This window comes from Streptomyces sp. NPDC005302, assembly GCF_040607345.1.
Classification (GTDB): domain Bacteria; phylum Actinomycetota; class Actinomycetes; order Streptomycetales; family Streptomycetaceae; genus Streptomyces.
In genome coordinates this window covers 13,201-38,389 of sequence record NZ_JBEXGN010000036.1, presented here as the reverse complement: position 1 = coordinate 38,389, position 25,189 = coordinate 13,201, and the positions used below count along the sequence as shown (strand labels likewise).

22 protein-coding genes and 1 tRNA gene are annotated in these 25,189 nt (G+C 71.8%); 11 read left to right on the top strand and 12 right to left on the bottom strand.

Annotated elements, in window-relative coordinates:
* Window positions 1-22: 22 nt before the first annotated feature.
* On the bottom strand, window positions 23-928 hold the full coding sequence (locus ABZT74_RS33145) for a TerD family protein (protein ID WP_356175296.1): 906 nt from the start codon (window positions 926-928) through the stop codon (window positions 23-25).
* A gap of 194 nt (window positions 929-1,122) precedes the next feature.
* On the opposite strand from ABZT74_RS33145, the gene ABZT74_RS33140 reads away from it, so the two are divergent.
* The 3 genes from ABZT74_RS33140 to ABZT74_RS33130 are packed head-to-tail and all read left to right on the top strand — an operon-like array spanning window position 1,123 to window position 5,692.
* A complete protein-coding gene (locus ABZT74_RS33140; RefSeq protein WP_356175299.1) occupies window positions 1,123-2,292 on the top strand; it encodes an HpcH/HpaI aldolase/citrate lyase family protein in 1,170 nt (389 codons plus the stop codon).
* A 44-nt stretch (window positions 2,293-2,336) separates the two neighbouring features.
* Window positions 2,337-4,880 (top strand): phosphoribosyltransferase, encoded by a 2,544-nt coding sequence (locus ABZT74_RS33135; RefSeq protein ID WP_356175302.1) that lies wholly within the window; start codon window positions 2,337-2,339, stop codon window positions 4,878-4,880.
* Window positions 4,880-5,692 (top strand): HAD family hydrolase, encoded by an 813-nt coding sequence (locus tag ABZT74_RS33130; protein ID WP_356440970.1) that lies wholly within the window; start codon window positions 4,880-4,882, stop codon window positions 5,690-5,692. Before ABZT74_RS33135 ends, ABZT74_RS33130 begins: the two co-directional genes overlap by 1 nt.
* Window positions 5,693-5,923: 231 nt before the next feature.
* Here ABZT74_RS33130 and ABZT74_RS33125 read toward each other — a convergent pair whose 3' ends face one another.
* Complete coding sequence (locus ABZT74_RS33125; RefSeq protein ID WP_356175308.1) at window positions 5,924-6,151, bottom strand: zinc ribbon domain-containing protein; 228 nt, start codon at window positions 6,149-6,151, stop codon at window positions 5,924-5,926.
* A gap of 447 nt (window positions 6,152-6,598) precedes the next feature.
* On the opposite strand from ABZT74_RS33125, the gene ABZT74_RS33120 reads away from it, so the two are divergent.
* Together ABZT74_RS33120 and ABZT74_RS33115 are read left to right on the top strand one after the other, a co-directional pair.
* Window positions 6,599-8,566 (top strand): transglycosylase domain-containing protein, encoded by a 1,968-nt coding sequence (locus ABZT74_RS33120; protein ID WP_356175343.1) that lies wholly within the window; start codon window positions 6,599-6,601, stop codon window positions 8,564-8,566.
* A 177-nt stretch (window positions 8,567-8,743) separates the two neighbouring features.
* Window positions 8,744-9,961 carry a hypothetical protein gene (locus ABZT74_RS33115; protein WP_356175346.1) on the top strand — a complete coding sequence of 406 codons (1,218 nt, stop codon included), beginning with the start codon at window positions 8,744-8,746 and terminating at the stop codon, window positions 9,959-9,961.
* Window positions 9,962-10,328: 367 nt separating this feature from the next.
* On the opposite strand, the gene ABZT74_RS33110 is transcribed toward ABZT74_RS33115, so the two are convergent.
* Both ABZT74_RS33110 and ABZT74_RS33105 read right to left on the bottom strand, forming a co-directional pair.
* Window positions 10,329-11,666 (bottom strand): hypothetical protein, encoded by a 1,338-nt coding sequence (locus ABZT74_RS33110; RefSeq protein ID WP_356175311.1) that lies wholly within the window; start codon window positions 11,664-11,666, stop codon window positions 10,329-10,331.
* Window positions 11,667-12,130: 464 nt separating this feature from the next.
* Window positions 12,131-12,919: a DUF4097 family beta strand repeat-containing protein gene (locus ABZT74_RS33105; protein ID WP_355877147.1), complete on the bottom strand. Its 789-nt coding sequence runs from the start codon at window positions 12,917-12,919 to the stop codon at window positions 12,131-12,133.
* 224 nt (window positions 12,920-13,143) lie between these two features.
* On the opposite strand from ABZT74_RS33105, the gene ABZT74_RS33100 reads away from it, so the two are divergent.
* Window positions 13,144-13,218, top strand: a tRNA-Val gene (locus ABZT74_RS33100).
* 115 nt (window positions 13,219-13,333) lie between these two features.
* On the opposite strand, the gene ABZT74_RS33095 is transcribed toward ABZT74_RS33100, so the two are convergent.
* Window positions 13,334-13,540, bottom strand: coding sequence for a hypothetical protein (locus ABZT74_RS33095; RefSeq protein ID WP_356175314.1), 207 nt, complete (start codon window positions 13,538-13,540; stop codon window positions 13,334-13,336).
* A 238-nt stretch (window positions 13,541-13,778) separates the two neighbouring features.
* Window positions 13,779-14,228, bottom strand: a complete 450-nt coding sequence (locus tag ABZT74_RS33090) for a hypothetical protein (RefSeq protein WP_356175317.1) — start codon at window positions 14,226-14,228, stop codon at window positions 13,779-13,781.
* Between the two features lie 385 nt (window positions 14,229-14,613).
* Here ABZT74_RS33090 and lepB point away from each other — a divergent pair, with 385 nt between their 5' ends.
* Entirely contained in the window at window positions 14,614-15,330 is a 717-nt protein-coding gene (gene lepB / locus ABZT74_RS33085; protein ID WP_356175319.1) for a signal peptidase I, read from the top strand.
* A 351-nt stretch (window positions 15,331-15,681) separates the two neighbouring features.
* On the opposite strand, the gene ABZT74_RS33080 is transcribed toward lepB, so the two are convergent.
* Window positions 15,682-16,806 (bottom strand): lipase, encoded by a 1,125-nt coding sequence (locus ABZT74_RS33080; protein ID WP_356175322.1) that lies wholly within the window; start codon window positions 16,804-16,806, stop codon window positions 15,682-15,684.
* 570 nt (window positions 16,807-17,376) lie between these two features.
* Complete coding sequence (locus ABZT74_RS33075) at window positions 17,377-17,715, bottom strand: hypothetical protein (protein ID WP_355877175.1); 339 nt, start codon at window positions 17,713-17,715, stop codon at window positions 17,377-17,379.
* Window positions 17,716-17,887: 172 nt separating this feature from the next.
* Between ABZT74_RS33075 and ABZT74_RS33070 the strand changes: the two genes are divergently transcribed.
* From ABZT74_RS33070 to ABZT74_RS33060, 3 genes are read left to right on the top strand one after another with little or no spacing between them, the layout of a single operon-like run.
* Window positions 17,888-18,352: a MarR family transcriptional regulator gene (locus tag ABZT74_RS33070; RefSeq protein ID WP_356440967.1), complete on the top strand. Its 465-nt coding sequence runs from the start codon at window positions 17,888-17,890 to the stop codon at window positions 18,350-18,352.
* The gene (locus tag ABZT74_RS33065) at window positions 18,349-19,842 is read left to right on the top strand and encodes an MFS transporter (protein WP_356440964.1); all 1,494 of its coding nucleotides are present in this window, start codon (window positions 18,349-18,351) and stop codon (window positions 19,840-19,842) included. Before ABZT74_RS33070 ends, ABZT74_RS33065 begins: the two co-directional genes overlap by 4 nt.
* Window positions 19,843-19,844: 2 nt before the next feature.
* A complete protein-coding gene (locus ABZT74_RS33060; RefSeq protein ID WP_356440961.1) occupies window positions 19,845-20,432 on the top strand; it encodes a hydrolase in 588 nt (195 codons plus the stop codon).
* An 85-nt stretch (window positions 20,433-20,517) separates the two neighbouring features.
* Here the strand turns inward: ABZT74_RS33060 and ABZT74_RS33055 are convergent, their stop codons facing one another.
* Window positions 20,518-21,432 carry a 2-dehydropantoate 2-reductase gene (locus tag ABZT74_RS33055; protein WP_356440958.1) on the bottom strand — a complete coding sequence of 305 codons (915 nt, stop codon included), beginning with the start codon at window positions 21,430-21,432 and terminating at the stop codon, window positions 20,518-20,520.
* Between the two features lie 144 nt (window positions 21,433-21,576).
* On the opposite strand from ABZT74_RS33055, the gene ABZT74_RS33050 reads away from it, so the two are divergent.
* On the top strand, window positions 21,577-21,807 hold the full coding sequence (locus tag ABZT74_RS33050) for a DUF2277 domain-containing protein (protein WP_355877186.1): 231 nt from the start codon (window positions 21,577-21,579) through the stop codon (window positions 21,805-21,807).
* A 12-nt stretch (window positions 21,808-21,819) separates the two neighbouring features.
* On the opposite strand, the gene ABZT74_RS33045 is transcribed toward ABZT74_RS33050, so the two are convergent.
* The 3 genes from ABZT74_RS33045 to ABZT74_RS33035 all read right to left on the bottom strand — a co-directional run bounded on the left by ABZT74_RS33045 (window position 21,820) and on the right by ABZT74_RS33035 (window position 25,107).
* Entirely contained in the window at window positions 21,820-22,452 is a 633-nt protein-coding gene (locus tag ABZT74_RS33045) for a VTT domain-containing protein (protein ID WP_355877188.1), read from the bottom strand.
* Between the two features lie 248 nt (window positions 22,453-22,700).
* On the bottom strand, window positions 22,701-23,156 hold the full coding sequence (locus ABZT74_RS33040) for a DoxX family protein (protein WP_356440955.1): 456 nt from the start codon (window positions 23,154-23,156) through the stop codon (window positions 22,701-22,703).
* A gap of 85 nt (window positions 23,157-23,241) precedes the next feature.
* On the bottom strand, window positions 23,242-25,107 hold the full coding sequence (locus ABZT74_RS33035; RefSeq protein WP_356440977.1) for an FAD/NAD(P)-binding protein: 1,866 nt from the start codon (window positions 25,105-25,107) through the stop codon (window positions 23,242-23,244).
* Between the last annotated feature and the right edge of the window lie 82 nt (window positions 25,108-25,189).

Genomic DNA, 25,189 nt, shown 5'->3' with positions numbered 1-25,189 from the left:
AGCCCGGCGGGCCGTGCCGGGCTCAGCGGCCGATGAACTGCGGTCCCTGCGGGGGCAGCCGGAAGTCCGGGTCCGGCCCCGCGCCCACGGCCTGCGGGAAGCCGTACGCGGGCGGCGCGGCGGGCGCGGTCTGGGGCTGCGGATACCCGTAGGCGGACTGGCCGCCCTGCTGTCCCGCAGGCTGCGGGTAGCCGTACGCCGGCTCCGTCAGGGCCGCCGCGGCCGGCTGCGGATAGCCGTACGCGGGCTGCTGCGGCACCGGGGCCGGCTGCTGGGGGAGCGGCGGGACCTGCTCCGGCGGCAGCGGCACCGAGGTCTCCGGCGTGCCGGCGGGCGTCGCCCACGTACTGGCCTCCGGGGCGGAACCGGCAGCGGCCGCCGCCTCGGACTCGTCCACCGAGATCCCGAAGTCGGTCGCGAGACCGACCAGACCGTTCGAGTAGCCCTCACCGAGCGCGCGGAACTTCCAGCCCTCGCCACGCCGGTACAGCTCGCCGCAGATCAGCGCGGTCTCCGCGCCCGTCTCCGGCCTGACATCGAAGTACGCCAGCGGTTCACCGTCCGTGACGGCGGCGTCGTACAGCAGAATGCGCAGATCACGTACGCGATCGAAGGTGACGTCATCCGCCGATGCGACCAGGAGAATCTGTCCGACTCCGGACTCGACACCCGCCAGATCTGTCTGGATCGTGTCGGTGAGGCCCTCGACGCCACGCTTCTTGCCGAGCCGCCACACCTTGCCCCCCGGATGGCGGGGCTGGTTGTAGAAGACGAAGTCCTCGTCGGATCGCACACGACCGTCGGGGCCGAGGAGCAGCGCCGAGACATCGACATCGGGGACGCCCTGCCCGGGCGTCCAGCACAGCACGGCGCGCACCGCTGTGGCGTCCAGCGGGACGTTCGACCCCTTCGGCATGGCGTGCGTCATACGGCCATCCTGCCCTCTCGGTCCTGGTCACGACAATGCGGGGTCGACCCGGAACCGGCGAGTGTTGGACACGGCCGAGTTACCTGAACTTCACGCCGGGTGGGAACCCCTGACATTGATCCATACGTACTATTACCGGCCACATCACATCCGGCCCAGCAGCCGCAGCCCACGAGCCGCCACGGGGGAGTCTCATGCGTCATTTCGGTCACATCACCCCGGAAGAGCGGCAGCGCCTCTTCCACCGGGAGCCCGGCGTCTTCACGGCCGACTCGCCGGCCCGCGTGCTCGCCACCGCCCTCGGGGCGACGCTGTACAGCCCGGCCACCCGGCCGCAGCTCGCCGACGACATCGTCAAGCAGACCGCGCGGGGCGTGGTCTCGATGGTGCTGTGCCTGGAGGACTCGATCGACGACTCCGAGGTCGTGGGCGCCGAGGAGAACCTGGTCCGCCAGTTCACCGACCTCGCCGCGCGCCCCGACGCCGGAGAGACCCCGCTGCTGTTCGTGCGGGTCCGCCACCCCGAACAGATCCCCGATCTCGTGCAGCGCCTCGGGCCCGCAGTCCGGCTGCTGTCCGGATTCGTGATGCCGAAGTTCACCGAGGAACGCGGCATGCCGTTCCTGGAGGCCCTCGCCTCCGCCGAGGCGTCCAGCGGCCGGCGGCTCTTCGCCATGCCGGTCCTGGAGTCCCCCGAGCTGCTCTACCGGGAGTCGCGGGTGGAGACCCTGGAGGGCATCTCCCGCGCCGTCGACAAGTACCGCGACCGCGTCCTCGCCCTGCGCCTCGGCGTCACGGACTTCTGCTCCTCGTACGGACTGCGCCGGGCCCCCGACATGACGGCGTACGACGTGCAGGTGGTCGCCTCTGTGATCGCCGACGTGGTGAACATGCTGGGCCGGGCCGACGGCACCGGCTTCACGGTGACCGGACCGGTGTGGGAGTACTTCCGGGTCCAGGAGCGCATGTTCAAGCCGCAGCTGCGCCGCAGTCCCTTCCTGGAGGGGCAGGCCGAGGAGCTGCGCGCGACACTGATCGAGCACGCCATGGACGGTCTGCTGCGCGAGATCGCTCTCGACCAGGCCAACGGCCTGATGGGCAAGACCTGCATCCATCCGTCGCACGTGCTTCCCGTGCACGCGCTGTCCGTGGTCAGTCACGAGGAGTTCAGTGACGCGCAGGACATCCTGCGGCCGGAGCGCGGCGGCGGAGGCGTCCTGAGGTCGGCGTACACGAACAAGATGAACGAGGTGAAGCCGCATCGCGCCTGGGCGGAGCGCACCCTGCTGCGCGCCGAGGTCTTCGGGGTCGCCCACGAGGACATCGGCTTCGTCGAGCTGCTCACCGCCGGACTGCCGGAGTGAGGTCGCCCGGCCGGGCGACGCGGAAACCGATCACCGAGGACTCGATGAACACCCCTGAGCAGGACCCGAACGACCCCGCACGCCCGAACGACCCGGACGTGCCGCCGTCCGGGGCGAGCGCCCCGGACGGCACACCGGGCCCGGGCGCCGCGCCCGACGCGCCCTGGACGGGCTCCTGGGTCGCCGAGCGGCTCGGTGTCGAGCTGGTCGGCGACGAGAGGCTGAGCGGGCTGCTCGGCCTCGCGCTGCGGCGCAACCCCAAGCGCGCCCATCTGCTCGTGTCGAACGTGCTGGGCAAGCACGTGCCGCAGTCACCCTCCGTCGTGCACGGTCAGGGCGTCGCCCTGGGCCGGCGCGTACGCGACCTGCTCGGCACCGAGGAGGCCCGCGAGGCCGTCGTCCTCGGGTACGCCGAGACGGCCACCGGGCTCGGCCACTCGGTCGCCGACGGGGTGGGCGTCGCCCCCTACCTCCACTCCACCCGCCGCCCCGTCCCGGGCGTCGCGCGGGCCGGCGGTTTCGAGGAGGCCCACTCGCACGCCACCTCGCACCTGCTCCTTCCCGAGCACCCGGACCTGCTCGCGGGCCCCGGACCGCTGATCCTCGTCGACGACGAGTTCTCCACCGGCAACACCGTCCTGAACACGATCCGCGATCTCCACGAGCGCTACCCGCGCGAGCGCTACGTCGTCGTCGCGCTCGTCGACATGCGCTCGCAGGCCGATCTGGCCCGCTTCGAGCGGTTCGCCGCCGAGATCGGCGCCCGCGTCGACCTGATCGCGGCCGCGTCGGGCACGGTGCGCCTGCCCGAGGGCGTCCTGGAGAAGGGGCAGGCCCTGGTCGCCGAGCACGAGCGGAAGGCGTCGGACGCCCCCGCCGCGGAGAGCGCCGGCCGGGCCGTGCGCGTCGAGCTGGGCTGGCCCCGCGGACTCCCGGACGGCGGACGGCACGGATTCACGCCGGGACAGCGAATACGCCTGGACGGCGCCCTGCCCGCCATGGCCGCCCGGCTCGCCGAAGCCCTGCCGGGCGATGCCCGCCGCGTGCTGGTGCTCGGCTTCGAGGAACTGATGTACGCGCCGCTGCGCCTCGCCCGTGAGCTGGAGCAGGTGGTGCCCGCCGACGTGCGCTTCTCCACGACGACCCGGTCCCCGGTCCTCGCGCTCGACGACCCCGGCTACGCGATCCGCAGCCGCATCGTCTTCCCGGCGCACGACCACCCGGACGACGGGCCCGGCCCACGCTTCGCCTACAACGTCGCAGGCGGCGGCTTCGACGCCGTCGTGGCGGTCGTCGACTCCACGGCCGACACCCCCGAACTGCACGCCCCCGACGGCCTGCTGGCCCGGCTCGCGGCGCACACTCCGAGCGTCCTGCTCGCCGTCGTCCCGTCGTACGTCCCCGCACGGCCGTCCACCGAAAGGCCCTCCATGCTGCCCGAGCCCCTCCGCGGCCCCGCCTTCTCCTCGTACGCCCCCGACGAGGTCGGCTGGCTGCTCCAGGACCTGTCGGACGTGACGCTGGAGGCGCCGACCGAGGAGCGCGAGGAGGCCATCCAGAGCGGCGGCGCCCACTACGCGGAGTCGCTGCCGGTGGAGTACCAGCCCAGCACCGGGTACCAGGAGTTGTTCCACGCGGCCCTCACCACCTCGGCCGCCCGGATCGCCGAGGCCGTCGGCGCGGTCACCGAGGTCGTCCTCGCCGAGCGCACCCCGAGGCCCGTCCTCGTCTCGCTGGCCCGCGCCGGCACGCCCGTCGGTGTCCTGATGCGCCGCTGGGCCCAGCACCAGCACGGCCTGGACCTGCCGCACTACGCCGTCTCCATCGTCCGTGGCCGCGGCATCGACGCCAACGCGCTGCGCTGGCTCGCCGCCCACCACGACCCGGCCGACGTCGTGTTCGTCGACGGCTGGACGGGCAAGGGCGCCATCACCCGCGAACTCGCGGACGCCGTCCGGGAGTTCGAGCAGGCCGAGGGGGTATCCGGCTTCGACCCGGAGATCGCGGTGCTCGCCGACCCCGGTTCGTGCGTCCGGACGTACGGCACCCGCGAGGACTTCCTCATCCCCTCCGCCTGCCTCAACTCCACGGTCTCCGGGCTCATATCGCGAACGGTGCTGCGCTCCGACCTGGTCGGCGAACACGACTTCCACGGCGCGAAGTTCTACCGCGAACTCGCCGGATCCGACGTCTCCGTCGAGTTCCTGGACGTCGTCGCCGCCCACTTTCCCGACGTCGCCGAGTCGGCCCGCGACCGGGCGAAGGAACTGCTCGCCGCCGACCGCACCCCCACCTGGGAGGGCTGGGCCGCGGTCGAGCGCATCAGTGAGGAGTACGGCATCCACGACGTGAACCTCGTCAAGCCGGGCGTCGGCGAGACCACCCGGGTCCTGCTGCGCCGGGTGCCCTGGAAGATCCTGGCGCGCGCCGGAGCGGGCGCCGACCTCGACCACGTCCGGCTGCTCGCCGGACAGCGCGGGGTGCCCGTCGAGGAGGTCGGCGAACTCCCGTACACCTGCGTGGGGTTGATCCACCCGAAGTTCACGCGCGGCGCGACCGGTGCCGACGGCAAGGCGGTGACCGCCTGATGTCCGCGCCCAAGGTGCTCGTCGCCAGCGACCTCGACCGCACGCTCATCTACTCCTCGGCCGCCCTCGCGCTGACCATGCCGGACGCGCGGGCGCCCCGGCTGCTCTGCGTCGAGGTGCACGAGAGCAAGCCGCTGTCCTACATGACGGAGACGGCCGCCGGGCTGCTCACCGAACTCGGCGACCTCGCGCACTTCGTGCCCGCCACGACCCGCACCCGCAAGCAGTACCAGCGCATCAACCTGCCCGGCCCGGCACCCGAGTACGCGATCTGCGCCAACGGCGGACACCTGCTCGTCGACGGGGTCTCCGATCCCGACTGGCACCGGAGCGTCACCGACCGGCTCGCCTCCGAGTGCGCGCCGCTCGCGGAGATCCGGGAGCACCTCGAGAACACCGCGGACCCGGTCTGGGTGCGCAAGCACCGGATCGCCGAGGACCTGTTCGCCTACCTGGTGGTCGAGCGGGAACTGCTCCCCGAGCAGTGGGTGAAGGACCTGGCCGTCTGGGCGGAGAACCGCGGCTGGACGGTCTCGCTGCAGGGCCGCAAGATCTACGCCGTGCCGAAGCCGCTCACCAAGAGCGCGGCCGTGCGCGAGGTCGCCCGCCGCACCGGCGCCGTCCTCACCCTGGCCGCCGGTGACTCGCTCCTCGACGCGGACCTGCTGCTCGTCGCGGACCGCGGCTGGCGCCCGGGCCACGGCGAACTCGCCGAGGCGGACTGGACCGCCCCGGCGATCACCGCGCTGCCCGAGCGGGGCGTCGCGGCGGGGGAGCGGATCCTCCGCGAGTTCGTGCACGCCTGCGTGTAACCCGAATTCGCCTGATACGTACCTGACGCGACAGGGGTGTGCCCCGGACCGTCCGGTCCGGGGCACACCCCTGTCGTCGTCGGCGTTCCCGGGGGGCCGTCGGTGTCCGGACCGTCGACAGTGTCCGGATCGCCCTGCTCCGGCAGGTTTCTCGCATCCGAACGTGCCGCGTCTCACACCATGGCGCACGCTTCGGGCATACCTGAAGATCTCCTGAGAAATCTCCCCGGATCAGCCGCAGCAACCTCCCCCGCAACAACCGCCTCCGCCGCCGCCCGCACTGGGCGAGGGAGCCGGCGCGGACGCCGAACCGCCGGTGGCGACGGAGACCGTCGACAGGAGTTTGACGGTGTCGTCGTGACCGGCCGGGCAGTCCGCCGGAGCGGCCGATTCGGCCATCGGACGGCTGAGTTCGAAGGTGTCGCCGCAGGTCCGGCAGCGGTACTCGTAGCGAGGCATGCCGACAGATTAGCCGGAAGCGGTCCGCTTCCGGGGTGTCTCGCGGCCCTGGTTCCGCGCGATCGCGCGGGCCCGCGACCGGCCGTCCGCGACCGGAACCGAGTCGATTCGTGCCCCGTCCGTCACTTGGCTCCGTTGGCCCTTGCGTTTTTTTGTCTGGTCGCTGATCGAAGCGATCCCTGAGGTCGCTGATAATTTAATAGTGCCGCGACGAGCCGCAAGGTCGGGGATGGGGGGCTCGCAGCCGCGTGAGCGGCCGCTGCATCTACCCGCGCGCGCAATTCAGAAGTGCGGAGGGAGACGCAGTCGTGACCCAGACTTGGCATCGCAACGATGCCCGGCATCCCTTGTCCTCGGGCCGGCCTCGCACCGGAGCGCGCCGTGGTTGACCCGATCGGAGCGCACCGTGCCGGCGGCACCCGCCGCAAGCCCCCGCAGCCCACCAAGGTGTCCCGGCTGGCCGGCCGTCTCGCACCCCTGGGCCGCCGCCTCAGGCCCGCCTACCCGCGACCGGGCCGGGCGGGCTGGCGACGCTGGCTGCCCTCCTGGCGCCAGTGGCTCGGCGCCCTCGCGCTCTCCATCGGCCTGAGCGGCTCGCTGCTGGTCATCGCCTACGCCGCGACGGACATCCCGCAGAACCTGAACACGTACGCGACCCAGCAGGACAACGTCTACTTCTGGGCCGACGGCACCCCCATGGCCCGTACCGGCTGGGTGCGCCGCCAGGCCATGCCGCTCAAGGACATCCCCCCGGACGTCCGCTCGGCCGTCCTCGCCGCGGAGAACGAGAGTTTCTACTCCGACCCCGGAATCTCCGCCAAGGGCATCACCCGCGCCCTGGTGCGCACGGTCGGCCAGGGCGACACCCAGGGCGGCTCCACGATCACCCAGCAGTACGTCAAGAACGTCTACCTGAACCAGAACCGTTCGGTGAGCCGCAAGTTCACCGAGGCCATGATCTCCCTCAAGCTCGACAACAAGATGAGCAAGGACAAGATCCTGGAGGGCTACCTCAACACGAGCTGGTTCGGGCGCGGCACCTACGGCCTCCAGCGGGCCTCCCAGGCCTACTACGGCAAGGACGTGAGCCGCCTCAACGCGAGCGAGGGCGCCTTCCTCGCCTCGCTCCTCAAGGGCGCGGGCCTCTACGACCCCACCCTGAGCACCGCCAACCACAAGCGGGCCGTGGAGCGCTGGTCCTGGATCCTCGACCGGATGGTCAAGACGGGCAAGCTGTCGGCCTCCGAGCGGGCCACGTACACGAAGTTCCCCGAACCGCTCAAGCAGGGCCGGGCGTTCGACACCGGAAAGCAGAGCGACTACCTCGTCGAGCTGGCGACGCAGTACGCGAAGAAGTCCGGGCACATCTCCGACCGGGACTTCGACCTCGGCGGCTATCAGATCTACACGACCTTCGACCGCAAGCGGGAGAAGGCACTCACCGACACCGTCACGACGGCCCGCGCCAAGGCGAAGGAGGACGACCCGGACAGCGCCAAGAACGCCCACTACGGCGCCGCCTCGATCGCCACCGACGGAAGGATCCTCGCCGTCTACGGCGGACCCGACCACCGTACGCAGGGCTACAACGAGTCCAACGCGACCACCGTGCCCGCCGGTTCGGCCTTCCTGCCGTTCGTCTACGCGGCGGGTCTCGAGCACGGTGTCCACAAGACCCGCGAGGGACCGGCCACACCGGTCACCCCCGCGTCGGTGTACGACGGCAACGACGGCGTCCCGGTCAGCACCCCGGAGGGCCCCTACTGGGACCGCAGCGGCAAGAAGGTCGCCGCCCACAACGACGGCAACAAGGACTACGGGCAGGTCACGCTGCGCCAGGCACTCGCCTCGTCCGTGAACACCCCCTTCATGCAGCTCGGCATGGACACCGGCCTGGACAAGCTGCGCGCGACCGCCGAGGCGTCGGGCCTGCTCTCCTCCAGCATCGGACCGCAGGTGCCCACGCTGTCCCTGGGCAACTCCACTCCCAGCGCGATCCGCATGGCCAACTCGTACGCCACCTTCGCCGCGGGCGGGACGCACACCGAGCCGTACTCCGTGCGCCGCATCACCCGCAACGGCTACCGCGTCACCCTGGACACCCCGGCGCCCCATCGCGCGATGCGCGCGGAGGTGGCCCGCGAGGTCACGGAGGCGCTCTCCGACTCCTTCCGCACCGCCCACCCGGGCGCGGCACCCGCGACGGCACAGGTGGCGGGCAAGAAGGGCACCACACAGGACGACAAGGCGGCCTGGTATGTCGGCACGAACCGCTCGGTCTCGACCGCGGTGGTCCTCTACCGCATCGACCTGTCCAAGAGCCTCGAACCGCTTCCCCTCGAAGGGATCGCCGGCACACCCGAGACCGACGTCCCGTACGGCATCTGGTCCGGCGCGATGAGCCCGCTGCGCTGACCCCGTCGGCCGGCCGTCCGGACCGGCCCCCTCCGACGGCCGCCGTCCGGCCGCGCCCCCTTCCTCAGACCCCCCTCGCAGAATGTGCCCCGTATGAACTCGAAGCACAGCCGGCGCCGACGCCGGGAGCCCGAACAGCCTTCTGCCGCCGCCTCGGCACGCCAGGGCTTCGCGGCCATGACGGCGTTCCTCGTCGTCACGTCCCTGACCGCCACCTACCTGGCCCTGAACACCGACAGCACCACACCGGCCGGCTCCACCCGCGCGCACGCCTCCGACGACGCCTCCAAGGCGAAGAAGGAGCCGGTGTGGGACGGCAGGACGAAGATCCTCGGCGACGGATCCACGTCCTACACCGGCCCGCAGAAGGGCGAGTTGAAGGCCGTACCGCTCAAGCCCGGTGAGAAGCCTCCCCAGTTCGTCGTGTTCTCCTGGGACGGCGCCCTCCAGGGCGACGACAAGCTCTTCTCGCACTACCGGGAGATGGCCGAGCAGTACAACGCCCACATGACGTTCTTCCTGACCGGCATCTACCTGCTGCCCAAGGACAAGAAGACGTTCTACGAGCCTCCGATGCACGATCCGGGCGCGGCGGCGATCAGCTACCCGACCGACGAGCACATCCGCACCACGCTCGCCGAACTCGGCAAGGCGTGGAAGGAGGGCAACGAGATCGGCACCCACTTCAACGGCCACTTCTGCGGCGACAAGGGCGGCGGGGACTGGAGCGTCGAGGAGTGGGAGAGCGAGATCAACCAGTTCTTCTCCTTCGTCGAGAAGTGGAAGACCAACACCGGCTACAGCGATCTGCCGGCGCTCCCCTTCGACCCGGCGAAAGCCATCAGCGGCGGGCGCGCGCCCTGCCTCGAAGGCCAGAAGAACCTGCTCAAGGCGATGAAGGCCACGGCGAAGAAGTACGACTGGCGCTACGACGCCAGCTCGGCCGGGGACTTCCAGATATGGCCCGCCAAGAAGGAGGGCGTCTGGGACTTCCCGCTCCAGATGCTCCCCTACGAGAACGGCAAGTACCAAGGCCTGTCCATGGACTTCAACTTCCTCTACAACCAGTCCGACGGCGAGACCGACGGAGATCCGGCCCAGTACCCGCAGTGGGAGCAGGAGACCGTCAAGTCGTACATGGCGGGTTTCGACCGCGTCTACTACGGCAGCCGGGCACCGCTGTTCATCGGCAACCACTTCGAGGACTGGAACGGCAGCATCTACATGAAGTCCATCGACCAGGTCATCAAGAACGTGTGCCCGAAGAAGGGCGTTCGCTGTGTGTCCTTCCGTGAACTGACCGACTGGCTCGACGTGCAGAAGCCGGAGACCCTGGAGCGCCTGCGCAGCCTCGACCCGGCTCAGTCACCGGACTGGTCGACGGTCGTGAAGTAGCTGGTCGCAACGGCATCCGCGGGGTCGCCGTGGCGATGTGAACATCAACTTACCTCGGACATAAGGGACTCGGTTGCACTGCAGCCCAAGTCTTCGCCAACCCGACACAGTTGCGGAGAATGTGTAAAGGGACACGTGGGGGTGACCCGTCGAGGAACGGGTGCGGGCCCCCACGGCGGGCGGTCGGGGAGCATCCCGCGCGCGGCGGGCCGAGGGCCTACGGAGTCACGGGTGGGGCCAGGGGCGGGGTGAGGATCGCCCCCGTGAGGACTGCCCCCGCCCACAACAGGGGCGGGCAGCGGTGCGGGGGCATCGGGCTGCCCGCAGGATGCGACCGGTGTCCCGGGACTGACCGGTCCCGGCTTCCTCAGACGCCGCCGCGCTCCTCACGGATCTGGGAGACGACCCCCGCCACCGTCTGCCGCACGGCCTCCGTCTCGGTCAGGAAGTGCCAGTAGTCGGGGTGCCGCCCCTCCAGCGTGGCGACGGCCCGGTCGAGCCGGGCGACGGACTCGTCCAGCGGGCGCGCCTGCCGCGGATCCGGCGTGCTGCGCCCCGCCATCGCCAGCCGCTGCGCGTCCCGGATCGCGAAACGGGTCCGGTCGATCTCCGCCTGCGGATCCTTCTGCACGGCGTTCAGCCGCCGCAGCCGGTCACCCGCCGCCGAAACGGCCTCGTCCGTGTTGTTCAGCAGCGCGCGCACCGTCGCCAGCAACGCCGTCGCGTCCGGCCAGCGCTGCGCGTCCCGCGCCGCCCGGGCCTCCTTCAGCTTCGCCTCGGCCTGCCGTACGTTCTCCTCGGCCGCGTCCGGCACATGCTGGAGGTCCTGCCAGCAGGCCGCCGAGAACCGCCGCCGCAGCTCGCTCAGTACCGGTTCCACCTGGCCCGCGCGGGTCGTCAGCGACTGGGCGCGGGTCCGCAGCGACACGAGCCGGTGGTCGATCTCCGCGGCCCGCTCCGGCAGCCGCTCCGCCTCCGCTCGTACCGCTCCGGCCTCCCGGGAGACCCGCTCAGCGCGTTCCAGCGTCTCCGGCACACCGTGCTGCCCCGCACCCTGGTTGAGCCGGGTCAGCTCGGGGCCGAGCGTGGCGAGCCGGGCGGCGAGATCGTCGGCCCTGAGCCCCGACTGCCGTACCGCGTCCAGGGCGTTCGACGCGGCGAGGAGGGACTGCCGGGCGCGCTCGACGGCCGGGGCGAGCCGGGCGAGCTGGGTCTCGGCCTTGCCGAGCAGCGGCCCGAGACCCTGCTCGAACCGGTCGAGTTCGGTCTTCACCCGGCCCAGCTCGTCCTTGGCGGCCGTCAGCTCGGTGCGGGCCCGGGCGGCGACCGACGCCTCCAGCTCGTCCCGGTCCAGATCGTGGGCGTCGACGGCGGTGATGTACTTCTGGCTCGCGTCGTCGATGCGCCGCCCCAGCGCCTCGAAGTCCGAGACCACGCGCCGGGCTGCCGGGGAGTCGTCCACGGCCGTGATCGTCTCGATCGAGATGCGCAGGTCGCGCTGGGCCGTGTCGAGCTCGTAGAACGCGGCGGCGGCGGCGTCCTTGGCCGCCTGCGCCTCGGCCCGCTGCCCCTCGGACCGCCCGCCGAACCACCGCCGCGTCCCGCCCCCGGCGAAGGCCGCGGGCAGCACCAGGGCGGCGAGCAGGGGGAGGGCGACGAGGGTGAGCACGTCACGGGCGACGGCGTACGGACGCGGAGAGCCCACGTGGCGCCGCGAAGCGGGGCTCCTCCGGAGGGGAGGGAGGCGACGCGAGGAGACCGCCGTGCGGCGGCCGGGCCGCCGGAGGGGCGCGGAGGCGTCCACCCGCGCACTGTCGTCGAGGCCGGCCGCGGAGCCCTCCGCCGGCGCGCTGTCGTGCGTGCCCGGCAGGGAGCCGGCCGTCGAGGCGCCGGGCTGCCGTCCGAGCGCAGCGCGGACGTCCTCTGGGCGGCCTGCGACGACGTCCTCTGGACGGCCGCAGCCGGCGTCCTCCGCGCGGTCGCGCTGCGCGGGCACCGGCCCGCTCGGCGCGGGGCCCTGCCTGACGGGAAGGGGGTGGGCCGGCCGCGCTGATCGCGCGAACGGCGCGTACGGCTGCGAAGGTGTCGCCGTCACATCCCTCTCCCGTGCTGTCATCCGCTTGCCCGGCTGTCATTCTCCCACCGGTTAGGGACGAACACACGGGCCGGTCAGTTCGCGGTTCGCACCGTGATCTTTCCATCACCCGTGTGAGCCGAGACACGGTGCGTGCTGGAGGCGTCACGCGGCACGTCCACGTGGACCGAGCCGTCACCGCTCCCCGTCGCCACGCGGTAGCCCGCGCGGGGCAGCACGATCGACACGGAACCGTCGGCGGTCCGGGACTCCACCAGGTCCGGCACGGTGCCGAGTTCGAGCCGTACGGAGCCGTCCTCGGTACGGGCGCGCACGTTCCGCGCGTCCACGCCGAGCGCCTGGATGGAGCCGTCGGCGCTGCGCAGGTCGAGGGGCCCCGAGGAGTCGCTGACCCGCACCGATCCGTCGGCCGTACGGATGGTCAGTGCCTCGGCGAAGCCCCGGGCGCTCACACCGCCGTCCCCGTCCCGCACCGTCACGGCGACGCCGCGCGGCACGACGATCCGGTGGCGGGCGGAACAGTCGGCGATCACGCCCGAGCACTTCATCCGCAGGACCAGCCGGTCGTCGTCCTTCATCGCCCAGGTCACCTTCGGGTCCCCGCCGACGGTGACGTGGCCCTGGAACCAGCGGGTGACCTGGACCTCGTCCGACTTCGCGGAGTCCGACACGACGAGATCGAGCGCCGAGTCGTCCGAGTCGACGGTCAGCGTCCGGCCGTGCAGTCCGAAGGAACGGTGCTCGGGGTCCTTGTCGTCCCCGGCGGACGCGCCGCACGCGGTGGCGACGGCGACGACCGCCAGCACGACACCCCCGACGCCGGCGGCACGAAGGGTCCGGGCACGGGCAGGTGTACGAGCCATGATGATCTCCCCCTGAAACGGTCTGCGAGTCGCTCCGCACCCTCGACCGGACCCGGTCCACGAAGCCACTTCGAAGGTAGGCGGGCCCGTGTCCAGGGCCCATCCGGGCCGCTCCCGGATGCGGGGTGGGGATAACCCCCCGGCCCGGAACACCTCCGCCGCGTGCCCCCCGATACGGGTTTGCGGGCCAGGCCCCCCGGCAATGTAGGCTGTCGACTCGTTCTGGGCGCGTAGCTCAGGGGTAGAGCGCCGCCCTTACAAGGCGGATGTCGGCGGTTCGAAACCGTCCGCGCCCACCAGACGAAAGACCCCCAGCCGATCATGGCTGGGGGTCTTTGACATCCAGATCTGATATCAGGTGGGCGGGGCCTGCTCGCGCATCCGGTGCGTCGGCTCTTCCGGGTACAACTCAGATCAGCCTTCGGCGTCATGGAAGTAGACGGTGAGACTCGGCCTGTCGCCGTCCGCGGTGATCTCCGTATGCATGACGAGATCCTGAACCTCGACCGAGCCGAGGCTTTCGATGGTGTCTGCGACTCTTCGGAGCAGCGCGGGCACGTTGGCCTGCCCGGCTCCCTCCGGGTTCGCCTGGGAGAAGTGTTTGATCGTCCACGAATCCATGTGCTCATGATCGCTCGGGGGCCGGCCCTCATGCCGTCCCGTCCGGGCAGACCTGTCTGGGGTGCTGTGCAGGCCCACCCGTCCCAGGACGTGAAGAGGCCCAGGTCAGCCGGTGTTCGATCGGATGCCTGGGCCTTGGTCTTTCTAGTTGCCGGGGGCAGTCGTGCCCCTCACGTGCCGGACGGGTCGGGCAGAGGCCGCTTCGCCTTCTTGATCCGGCCGGCTGGGTGGTCGTCGATCAGGACTGGACCGGGCCTCCGGAGCCGTTGAAGGGCAGGGACGTGCTGCCCATGTCCGGAGGGCCGTTCCGGCGAATCGCGGAGGCGATCGCGTTCACGGCGGCGGTCACGCCGAGGGTTCCCAGCATGACCAGCACCACGCCGACCATGAAGAGGCCGCTGGAGTCGTCCGACCAGTCGATGTAGGCCGCGACGGTGAGCCCGGCCGTGGTGCCGATCATGACGCCCGCGGTGTAGTTCCGGGACGCCGCCCAGTACACCGGTGCCAGGAGAGTCAGCACCAGCCCGATCACCTGCCATGCCTCGTACGGACCGGTCGTCGAGCCGTCGGGGTGCACGTCACGATGCTGGTCCCAGCCCAGCCAGGCGGCCCACAGTGCTGCCGACACCGCCGCCAGCAGGAGGGCCGACACCAGTTGGGGAACAAGTTTCCGTGGTCTTTGAGGCATGACCCAAGAGTCGTCGCTCACCCGATCAGCGACCAGAGCGCACGTACTCACCTCCGCCCGAGTACATCAGCCATGGTCAGGTCGAGTACGCGGAGGAAGTCCATGAGATCGGGTTGGGCCGATCGCAGTTGTGTGTGGGTCGGAGTCGTAGTACGTCTCGTTCGTCCCGCAGCTCTACGGCGCCCGTGGGAAGGCATCCCGCATGACCGCCTGCATGCCCGATCCCGCCACGCGCGCAGGGAGTGCCCAGCGCGGCCCAGAGGCGAGGCGTTAGCTCCCGCCATCCGGGAACTCCCGCTCGTTGTGCCTGTGGTGGCCCCGGGGTGTGCAGCCGAGGGACCACTTCGGACACGGTCGCCCGGCGTCGGGCGCAGGGGTGGGAGGCGTGGTTGTGGGAGATCTTGTCGCCGGAGCACAGGCGAGATCCGGGGATGACGACACCGACGGTGAAAAGGAGGTCGAGGGCCGGCGGAAGGCGCGCTCCTTCTGGAAGGAGTTGCCGATCCTCATGGGCATCGCGTTGCTGCTCGCGTTGGTCATCAAGACGTTCTTCGTGCAGGCGTTCTCGATCCCTTCCGACTCGATGCAGGACACGTTGCAGACGGGCGACCGCGTACTGGTCGACAAGCTGACGCCGTGGTTCGGATCCGTGCCGCAGCGCGGAGAGGTCGTCGTCTTCCACGACCCGGGAGGCTGGCTTCCGGGGAAGGCCGAGGAGCCGAACGCGGCGCAGAAGGTCCTCAGCTTCGTCGGCCTGATGCCGTCGGCGGACGAGAAGGACCTGATCAAGCGGGTGATCGCGGTCGGCGGCGACACCGTGGAATGCTCGGGGAACGGCCCGGTGAAGGTCAACGGGAAGGCGATGGACGAACCGTTCATCTACCCGGGTAACACCCCGTGCGGGGACAACCCGTTCGGGCCGATCAAGGTGCCGGAAGGGAAGCTCTGGGTGATGGGTGACCACCGCCAGGACTCCTCGGACTCCCGGTACCACCAGGACCGGCCCGGCGGTGGCACCGTCGACGAGGACCAGGTCATCGGCCGGGCCTTCGTCGTCGCGTGGCCGGTCGGCCGGTGGTCGTCGCTGCCGGTGTCGGGGTAGGGGCGTCGCGTGAGTGGAGAGGGGCCGCCCTGCCGGTGCCAGGGCTGTTCCGCTGATGTCCGACGTCGGACTCAATGGCTGCTGCCGCACGCGGTGTTGAGCGCCGCGATAGGTCACCCGTGCTGTCAACCAGGCTCTCTCGATGTCCAGTTGGAGCGAACCCGTCAGGCCGGCGGCGGTGCTTTTCGGGGGCGTTCGCGTCTGTCGGGGGACGAACGCGATGAAGGCCCAGGTCGACCGGTGTGATGCCGGGACCTGGGCCTTGTTCTCTGTCCGCGCTCCGGGCGCACCCGGCCCTCGTGTGGACCCTCGTGGTGAGGGACGGAGGGGGCCGGCGGACGCCCTGGGTTGCTAGGCGATACGGGTCACGTCGGGCAGGGCCGGTGTCGGGTTGTCGAGCAGGGGGCGGCTGCGGTGCTTCAGGGTCCGGTCGAAGAAGGCGGTGAGGTAGGCGCGGCGCTCGCCGGTGTAGCCGTCCGGGTCGACGTCTCCGATCATGCCGGCCACGACGGCGGCCGGCGGTGTGCCGAAGCGGGCGGCCAGTTGGGGGATGAGTATCTCGAAGTCGCTGTAGGACTGGTGACGTGCCCGGGCGGTCCAGAAGTCGCGCTTCCAGCCCGGCGAGTTCTTCCACAGGGTGTGCCAGGCGGGCACGTGCGCGTGGGTGAAACGTAGCTCGGGAGTGTAGGAGCTGCCTGCCAGGAGGAAGGGCTGCCGCAGCCCCGTACGGGTGACGGGTGCGAACAGGGCCGGGTCGTCCGGGCCGTAGCCGAGTGGACCCTCAAGGACCGCGCCGGCGCTGAACCGACGGTCCAGGCGCATCGCCTCGGCCGCGGCCGTGCCGCCCAGCGAGTGCCCGTAGACACCGACCGACGAGAGGTCGAGCGCCGCTCCGAGACCTGTCGGAAGGGCGCGGCCCTCGGCGTCGGGGTTGCCGCCCCGGGCGAGCAGGCGCAACCGGTCCAGTACGAAGCGCAGGTCCGCCACCCGGCAGTCCACGGCGGCCTTCGTGACCTCCGGTGACAGGTCGCCGGCCAGGATGGGGGCGGGGGTGATGACACGGCCGTCCGGGAACTCGACGGCGAGCGCTTCGTAGGTGTGGTCGACGGCCACAACGGCGTAGCCGTGACTGGCCAGTTCGGCGGCGATGGTGGTGTCGAGGAAGCGCGGGTTGAGGCGCCCGGGTGTGTAGAGCACGACCGGCAGCCGCTCGGCCGAGAGCGCGGTCAGGGCCCCCACCGTCGTGTGCGCGCTGATCCGGGTCCAGTCGACCGAGCCCGAAGGGACGCCGAGGGACCCCGCGAAGGCGTCGAACGCCGGAACAAGTCCTTTTGTGGCGTAGGGCGTTGCCGGTGCGTCGGCGTTCCGGCGCGCGGGATACCAGACGGTGATCATCAGTTCGCGTGGCTGGGCTTCACCCTCGGCCCAGGGGTCGTCGCGCCGGGTGTCGACGAGGTGGAGGTCCACCGTGCTCACGGGGTGCGGACCTGTGGGGGCGGGGAGGGCGCAGCGGAAGAGACCACTGTCCGGTCCCGCCGCGGCGTTCGCGACGGAGGGCAGAGCGAGAGCGGCAACCGCGCCCGTGAGGCCGCCGATGATCAAGCGGCGGGAAACGGGGCGACCTTGGGAGTCTGCGGAAGTCTGGATCATGAGCCGATCTTGTCAGGAGTGGTCACCTGTGATCAGGAAAATCCCGATCGATGGCGATGGGAGGCAGCATGAGATGACTCGATTCGATCTGGACAGACAGGGGTTGGGTGTGCGGTAGCTGCGCGGTCAGGCGTGCGGCGCTTCTGTCGGGGTGTGTGCCGTGCGGTCGCGCTCGACGAGGGCGACGGTGCGAGGGTGCAAGGGCGGCGGTGCGAGGGTGACGGTGCACGGGGATGCGTGCGTGAGGGTCGTGTTGGAGCTGTCCTCGGCGATCCGGAGGAGCGGCCGTCGTGCCCGCCTGCGTTGCCCGCCTGGGTTGCCCCGGAGGCGGTGGGGTCCGGATCGGCCGACTGTGCGGTCAGGGCCCGGGCCTGCGCCGAGAGGCGGGCGGGCGGGTCAGATCTGTGCCACTTCGTCCCGCGCGTGCTTCAGGCTCATCCGCGCCTCCACCTTCTCGGGAGCCGCGACCTCCGACCAGTAGCGGTGGCCGGAGACGAACACGGCGAGTTCGTGTTCGCGTTGGCGGAGCTTCTCGACCTCGGCCTGTTCGTCGGGGCTCCAGCCGGGGGAGGCGGGGCGTTCCACCTTGCGCCAGCCGCCGGTGTCGCTGAAGCCGTCCAGCGGTTCGACCGACCAGGGGAGTCGTTTCAGCAGGGCCAGCAGCTCGGCCCGGACCTGATGCAGCTCCTCCTGACCGGCCAGGAGGTCACTCGGAAACTCGTAGGTCTCAGCCACGCGCCAATGATACGTCTGTTCGATTTCATGGGGCGAGTTTCTTACGGGAGTTCACGCGAACGGGTGTTCCGAACTCCTCTGACCTGCGGGAAGAGGGGGAGGTGGCAGGGTGCACAGGCTGACTGTGCAGGTGAAACTGGACAGTCTTGACTGATTAATTTACGGTGGCGGAATGGCTCAGGACAGCACTCCTCCGTACGACCCGGGCGTCTCGGACTCCGCCGCCCGCGCCGCGCAGGATCTGCGGGTCGCGTTCAGCCTTCTCCGGCGGCGGATCCGGGAGGTGTCCGAGAAGCAGGACCTCACGCCCTCCCAGGTGTCCGCGCTCACCCTGGTGAGCAAGAGCGGTGCCGCCACCGCCAGCGCGCTCGCGGCCACGGAGGGGGTCCGGCCCCAGTCGATGGCCGCCACGCTCGCCGCCCTCGACCAGTACGGCCTCATCCAGCGCAACCCCGACCCCGGTGACGGCCGACGCCAGCTCATCACCCTCACGGAGGCGGGCCGCGAGCGTGTCGAGGGCACTCGGGAGGCCCGCTCCGCGTGGCTCGCCCACGCCTTCGAGGAGCGCTGCACCGAGCAGGAGCGGCAGACGGTCATCGAGGCGATGGCCCTGCTGGCGCGGCTGACCCGCCCGTGATACCCACGCTCCGCACGCGCTTCCAGCAGCGTTTCACCCCGACCGGCGACGGCCGGCCGGCCGACCGGTTCGACCGGTTCGACCGCCGGCTGATCGCGCCGATGGTCCTCGGTTCCGTACTGAACCCGGTCAATTCCTCGATGATCGCGGTGGCGTTGGTGCCGATCGGCAGCGCGCTCGGCGCGCCGCCCTCGCAGACCGCGTGGCTGGTCTCCGGCCTCTACCTCGCCACCGCCGTCGGGCAGCCCGTCATCGGACGGCTCGTCGACATGTTCGGGCCGCGCCGCCTCTACCTCATCGGTACGGCCATGGTGGGCGTCGCCGGGCTGCTCGGCTCCCTCGCCCCGAGCCTCGGCGCGCTGGTCGCCGCCCGGGTCCTGCTCGGATTCGGCACCTCGGCCGCGTATCCCGCCGCGATGCACCTCACCCGCAGCGAGGCCGAACGCACCGGACGGGACAGCCCGGCCGGTGTGCTCACCGCGCTCGCCGTCTCCGCGCAGACCGTCTCCGTGATCGGCCCCACCCTCGGCGGACTGCTCATCGGCCTGGGCGGCTGGCGCACCATCTTCCTCGTCAACGTCCCGCTGTCGCTGGCCTGTCTGGTCCTCGGCGCCCTCCGGCTGCCCAAGGCCCCCAAGGTCGCCAGAGCCCCCAAGAGCGTCAGGGCCGCCGAGGCCACGGACGGTAGGGGGGACGGCACGGGTGACGTGCCCGCTCCCGTCGCGCGCGGCATCGACCTCCCGGGCATGGCCCTCTTCGCGGCCCTGCTCGTCGCGCTCATGGTGTTCCTGATGAAACCGCGGGCGGAGGACTGGTACCTGCCCGTGCTCGCCCTCCTCGCCGGCGCCGCCTTCGCGCGGCGCGAACTCCGGGTCCCCGAACCGTTCATCGACCTGCGGGTCCTCGGCGGCAACAGACCCCTGCTGGCCACCTTCCTGCGCCAGTTCCTCAACTACACCACCGCGTACGCCTTCCTGTACGGGTTCACGCAGTGGCTGGAGGAGGGGCGCGGACTGCACGCGGCCGCCGCCGGGCTCGTCCTGCTGCCACTGTCGCTCAGCGGCCTGCTCGTCTCGGCGATCACAGGGCGACGGGAGGCCGTCCGGGGCAAGCTGGTCGTCGGAAGCCTCGTCCAGATCGCCGGCTGCGCGGCGATGCTGACCCTCCAGGCGGGCAGCGCGATGTGGCTGCTGGCAGCGGTCGGCGCCCTCATGGGCGTGCCGCAGGGCCTCAACGGCCTGGCCAACCAGAACGCCCTCTACCGGCAGGCCGACCCCGCCCGGATCGCCTCCGCGGCCGGCCTGCTGCGGACCTTCATGTACCTCGGCGCGATGGCCGCCTCCGCGGCCGACGCCGCCTTCTTCACGCACGGCGCCGACACCGGCGGCCTGCACCACCTGTCCCTCTTCATGCTCGCCGGAGCAGTGCTGCTCCTGGCGGTCACCGTGATCGACCGGTCACTTGGCACCCTCACCCCCCGAAAGGCCTGACCATGGCAGTCACCACAATCGACCCCCGGACCGCGCTCGTCGTCATCGACCTCCAGCACGGCATCGTCGGCAACCCGGGCGTCGCCCCGCACCCCGCCGCCGACGTCGTCGAGCGCTCCGCCCGCCTCGCGGACGCCTTCCGCGGCCACAGTCTCCCGGTCGTCCTCGTCCGGGTCACCGCCGCCGCCGACGGTTCGGACGCGGTGAGCGGTCGCACCGACGGAGCGAGCCGCGGCCGCAGCTTCCCCGAGGGCTGGGACGTCATCGTCGACGACCTGGCCGGGCACCCCGAGGACATCACCGTCACCAAGCGGAACTGGGGCGCCTTCTACGGCACCGACCTCGACCTCCAGCTGCGCCGCCGCGGGATCACCCAGATCGTGCTGACCGGCATCGCCACCAGCATCGGCGTGGAGTCCTCCGCCCGTGCCGCGCACGAGCACGGCTACCACGTCACCCTGGCCACCGACGCGATGACCGACCTCGACGCCGAGACGCACCGCAACAGCGTCGAGCGGATCTTCCCGCGCCTCGGCGAGACCGGCACCACCGACGAGATCCTCGAGGTCCTCGCGAAGTCCCGCGTCTGAGCGGGGAGACCCGACAAGAACCGGGGCCGGGGCGGGAGTTCGTGAACTCCCGCCCCGGCCCGGGCATTTGAGGAAGGGGCGCGGCTCAACCGGCCGAGCCGGAGGGCCGCGTCAGGTCCCGTACGAGACCGGACGCCACCGGCACCGGTACCCCGGCGCGCTCCGCCGCCCGCAGCAACGCGCCGCCGATGGCGTCGAGTTCGAGGGTACGGCCCGACTCCGCGTCGCGCTGCATCGACGACTTGGCGCCCGGCGGGAACGCGTCGTAGCGGGCCAGGGCGGCCGCCGCATCGGCCGGGGCGCCGGACGCCCGGCTGACCGCCGCCGTCTCCTCGACCAGGGCGGTCAACTCCTCGCGGTGCAGCGTGCGCACGTCACCCAGGGGCAGCCCGTAGCGCGTCGTCAGCAGCGCGAACGGCGCGAGGAACGACATCTTCGCCCACAGCGTCGCCGCCTCCTCGTCCTCGACCCGGACACCCGCCCCGGCCTCCGCCAGAGCGGCGGCGAGCGCGTCGACCCGGGAGCGGGGCGCCGTCTCGGCGGTCAGGTCGACGTCGGCGAACGGACTGCCGTGCTCGATGACTCCCGGCGCGGTCCGGGTCGACTCCACGCGGATCACCGCGGGGGCGACCTGCTCGGGGCGATAGCGCTCGCGCAGCAGGGCGGGGTGCTCGACGCCGTTCAGGAACGGGACGATCAGTCCCTGCTCACCCAGCACCTTCGCCGGGACCCGCTCCAGAGCGGCGTCCAGGGCCGTCGCCTTGACCGCGATCAGCAGCGCGTCGACCGGCTCCCGCAGCTCGGTGTCCGCCGACACTCGGGCCGTGAAGTCACCGAACAGGGCGCTGCGCACCTTGATGCCGCCGTCTGCCAGGGCGTGCGCGGTGTCCTCCCCGGCCAGGCAGATCACCCGGTGGCCCGCGCGGGCCAGCAGCGCGGCGAGGAGTCCGCCGACTCCGCCCGGACCCAGTACCGCCACGGTCAGCCGGTCGTTCGCCATACGTCCTCGATCCTCCGAACGGGACCCGAGGAGAGCCGCCGGGTCATGATCAGCACAATCCGCCGGACCGGCGGCGCTATTCCCCGGGCCTGCGGGTTTCCGCGGGGGTCCCCACGATCGCACCGCGCGCGCGACACTGGACTCATGTGCCGCAGCATCAAGACACTCCGTCCGCCGTCGATCCCCGAGGAAGCGACCGACGAGGAGATCCGCGCCGCCGCTCTGCAGTACGTGCGCAAGGTCTCCGGGTTCCGCGCCCCGGCCGCCCACAACCAGGAGGCCTTCGACCGTGCCGTCGAGGCGGTCGCCGCCGCGACCACCGACCTCCTGGACAGCCTGGAGGTACGGGGCGTGCCGGCCCGGCGCGCCGGATAGCGCGCCGGACGCTCAGGCGCCGGTGCCCTGCTCGCGTACGGCGGGCTTGCGCACGAGGTAGGCCGCGCCCGCCCCGGCGACGAAGAGCGCCCCGAACGAGACGCCCGTCGCCAGCCAGGTGGCGCCCAGCCACTGGCCGCCGAAGTAGCCGAGGCCCACGCTGTACCCGGCCCAGGCGACGCCCGCGAGCACCGACCAGGGCAGGAACTCGCGGATCCGGCGGTGTGCCGCGCCCGCGCCCAGCGAGACGACCGAGCGCCCGGCCGGTGCGAAACGGGCGACGACCACGAGCACACCGCGCGCCCCGCCGCCGCGGGCCAGCACGTCGCCGAGACGTTCCTGCGCCTGCGTGAGGCGGCGCGAGCGGGCGATGGCGCGGTCCAGGCGTTCGCCGCCGCGCCAGGCGAGGCGGAACGCCACGACGTCGCCGAGCACCGAGGCCGTGGCGGCGCAGAGGGTCAGCACGAGCAGGTCGGGGACGGCGTGCGGAACGGCGCCGGTGGCGGAGCCCGCCGCGGCCGTGGCCGCGGTGATCACCAGCACCCCGCTCGGCAGGACCGGCAGGAACACATCAAGGACGACGGACACGGCGACCGCCGCGTAGATCCATGGGCTGCCCGTCAGCGACCCCACACTCTCCAGCACCGAAACACTCCCCCGGAATCCCCCGTAGGCACGGACCTTGCCGCGACGTCGCGGGGAGCGGCAGGGGCGGCCAGTAACAGCCATACAGCGTACGCCGCGGGTGGGGCCGGAGATCCACGGGGGCCGCATGTGTCGGTCACATCACGTTCACCTTCCCGCACGCTCCGGTCACGGCCGGACACGGCGGCGCCCGCCTCCCGTGACCGGGGGCGGGCGCTGTCGTGCGGTGCGGGCGCGGTGCCCGTGGGTCAGGCCGTGACCGGCTCCGCGGAACGCTGGTCCTCGACGGGTGCGGAGGCGCGGCCGGTGAGCAGCCGGTCGAGGCCGAGCGCGCCGGAGCCGGTGAAGACGAGCAGGAGCATGGCCCAGCAGAACAGCGCGGAGAGTTCGCCGCCGTTCTGGATCGGCCACAGAGCGGCCGACTGGTGCACGTCGAAGTAGGCGAAGGCCATCGAGCCCGAGGCGACGAACGCGGCGGCGCGGGTGCCGAGGCCGAGGAGGACGAGAGCGCCGGCGACGAGCTGGATGACGGCGGCGTACCAGCCGGGCCAGGTGCCCGCGTCGACGGTGCCGCCGTCGGTGCCCGCGGCGCCGCCGAGCACGCCGAAGAGCGAGGCGGTGCCGTGCACGGCGAACAGCAGGCCGACGACGACGCGGAACAGGGCTATGGCGTACGGCTGGGCGCTGTTGAGGCGTCCGGTCATGTGGGGAACTCCTTCGGTCGGATCCGGACCGCAGCGGGCCGGACCGTGGGGACGGAACCGAGTGAGTCACCTACGTTAGGTGAGCCTAATCTATGCTTGCAAGTTCAACATTCGGCCACGACGGGGTCTCCGTTTGCGGTTCCGCTTCGGCCGTCGCCGCACGTAGGGCGGCTCGCGCCACCGCGTCGGCGTCCGAGAGCGTGACCGAATCCACTCCGGGTCTCGCACCCGCAGCCGTCACCCAGTGCACGCCCTCCGTGGGCACCCCGAACGCGAACCGCCGTGCGTGCGACCGTCCCTGACGATCCATCAGGTGGTACGGCCGTTCGGTCACGTCCAGGCCGCCGGTCTCGTAGCCGTCCACGGTGTGCGGGCGGCACTCTCCCGTCTTCAGCAGCCGGGCCAGCAGCTCGTCGCCCGTCCGCCGCACATCCGGTTCCGGTAGCCGTGCCTCCACGAGCGCCGTGGCGCGGACGACGGAGCCCGGAACGTCGGGTGAGTGCGCCACCCACGCGCCGTCCTCGGCCCGTACATCGAGCCGCGGGCCGAGCACCTCCACCACGCCCGCCTCGATCAGCGCGGCCAGCTCCTCGACCCGGCGACGGGGCGGGCCGATGGAGAGGAACGCGTTCAACGGCGTGTACCAGCGGTCCAGATGGGACCGGCGCGACTCTCCCGGCAGACCGCCGTGGTCCACGATCCGCCGCAGCTCGTTGCGCAGGTCCCGCAGTACGTCCAGCGCCGCCTTCAGCGGGCCGGCGACGTTCCCGAGCGCGGCCTGCGCCGCGTCCTCGCGCAGATGGCCGAGCAGCCACTCCCGCCAGTCCGCGCGATCGCCGAAGTCCCGTCCCGCGTACGGGCGCGACACCTGGTCCCAGGACCAGCGCTCCGCCTCGCCCAGCCCGAACTCGTCGAGGACGCGGGCCTCGTCGTCCGTGCCGTGCGGGACGGCCAGGAAACGGCCCCGGAACGCGGCGGCCCGGCCGGAGGGCGCCAACAGCCGCTCGTAGTAGACCGTCTCGACCTCCTTGGCCACCAGCGGCCATATCTCCCGCAGGAAGTCCGGCGCGTCACCGGAGTCCGCCCGCTTGCGGAACCCGCCGATCACGTCGTCGGTCAGGACGAGCGGAACGTGCCGCCCGTACGGGCCCTTCGCGTTGTCGCCGCGCGCCTGGTACGGAATGCCGCGCCGCGAACCGGCGTACACCCGCGGCTCGTCACCCGACGGCACGTAGCGCAGCCCTCCGCCCGCCCGCACGAAGCGCCCGCCGCGGCCCTCCGTCAACAGGGCCATGTGATCGAAGAAGTTGAGCCCGAGACCGCGCAGCAGGACCGGCTCGCCCGGCGCGACCGTGGAGAGGTCGACGTCCGCGGGGTTGGCCGGCGGGACGTGCAGCAGGCCGTGCTGCGCCGCATCGGCGGAGAGCCGCTGCTGCGACGCGTCCGGGAGTGCCGGCAGATGTCCCTGGGCGAGCACCACGGCGGCGAGGTCCGTGAGCGTGCGGCCGCCGGAGAGGGCCAGTGTCTGACGACCGCCCGGGCCGTCGGTGAGGCGCAGCGCCCGGGCCGCGTGCACCTCGACCCGTACCTCGGGCGGCGCCCCGCGCACCACCTCGCCGAACACCCACTCCAGATAGCGCCCGTACTGCGTGCGGGTCGGATACACGTCCGGGCCCAGCTCGCCGCCCGCCCAGGTGTGCAGGCTCGGCCCCGGCCGGATCGGCCCCGAACAGTCCACGCTCTCGTCGGTGAACAGGGTCACCTGCGAGGCCACGGTGTTCATCAGCAGATGCGGGGACTGCCCGGTGCGCCAGACGCGGCCGGGGCCGGGCGGGCACGGGTCGACGACATGGACCGTCAGCCGCGCGCCCGGCGCGAGGAGCTCGGGGGCGGACGCGCAGAGGCGCTCCAGGACGCTCGTGCCGCGCGGGCCCGCGCCGACGACGGCCACGGAGACCCGCGGGGACCCGGCGGGCGCCGGGAACCCCGCCGCGACGGGCGCGGCGGAGCACTGGGGGGAGGGCTCTGCAGAC

Excerpts from the sequence above, each read along its gene's own strand:
- ABZT74_RS33145 (WP_356175296.1), bottom strand. The coding sequence starts at position 928 with ATGACGCACGCCATGCCGAAGGGGTCGAACGTCCCGCTGGACGCCACA.
- ABZT74_RS33140 (WP_356175299.1), top strand. The coding sequence starts at position 1,123 with ATGCGTCATTTCGGTCACATCACCCCGGAAGAGCGGCAGCGCCTCTTC.
- ABZT74_RS33135 (WP_356175302.1), top strand. The coding sequence starts at position 2,337 with ATGAACACCCCTGAGCAGGACCCGAACGACCCCGCACGCCCGAACGAC.
- ABZT74_RS33130 (WP_356440970.1), top strand. The coding sequence starts at position 4,880 with ATGTCCGCGCCCAAGGTGCTCGTCGCCAGCGACCTCGACCGCACGCTC.
- ABZT74_RS33125 (WP_356175308.1), bottom strand. The coding sequence starts at position 6,151 with ATGCCTCGCTACGAGTACCGCTGCCGGACCTGCGGCGACACCTTCGAA.
- ABZT74_RS33115 (WP_356175346.1), top strand. The coding sequence starts at position 8,744 with ATGACGGCGTTCCTCGTCGTCACGTCCCTGACCGCCACCTACCTGGCC.
- ABZT74_RS33105 (WP_355877147.1), bottom strand. The coding sequence starts at position 12,919 with ATGGCTCGTACACCTGCCCGTGCCCGGACCCTTCGTGCCGCCGGCGTC.
- ABZT74_RS33095 (WP_356175314.1), bottom strand. The coding sequence starts at position 13,540 with ATGGATTCGTGGACGATCAAACACTTCTCCCAGGCGAACCCGGAGGGA.
- ABZT74_RS33090 (WP_356175317.1), bottom strand. The coding sequence starts at position 14,228 with ATGCCTCAAAGACCACGGAAACTTGTTCCCCAACTGGTGTCGGCCCTC.
- ABZT74_RS33070 (WP_356440967.1), top strand. The coding sequence starts at position 17,888 with ATGGCTCAGGACAGCACTCCTCCGTACGACCCGGGCGTCTCGGACTCC.
- ABZT74_RS33060 (WP_356440961.1), top strand. The coding sequence starts at position 19,845 with ATGGCAGTCACCACAATCGACCCCCGGACCGCGCTCGTCGTCATCGAC.
- ABZT74_RS33055 (WP_356440958.1), bottom strand. The coding sequence starts at position 21,432 with ATGGCGAACGACCGGCTGACCGTGGCGGTACTGGGTCCGGGCGGAGTC.
- ABZT74_RS33050 (WP_355877186.1), top strand. The coding sequence starts at position 21,577 with ATGTGCCGCAGCATCAAGACACTCCGTCCGCCGTCGATCCCCGAGGAA.
- ABZT74_RS33040 (WP_356440955.1), bottom strand. The coding sequence starts at position 23,156 with ATGACCGGACGCCTCAACAGCGCCCAGCCGTACGCCATAGCCCTGTTC.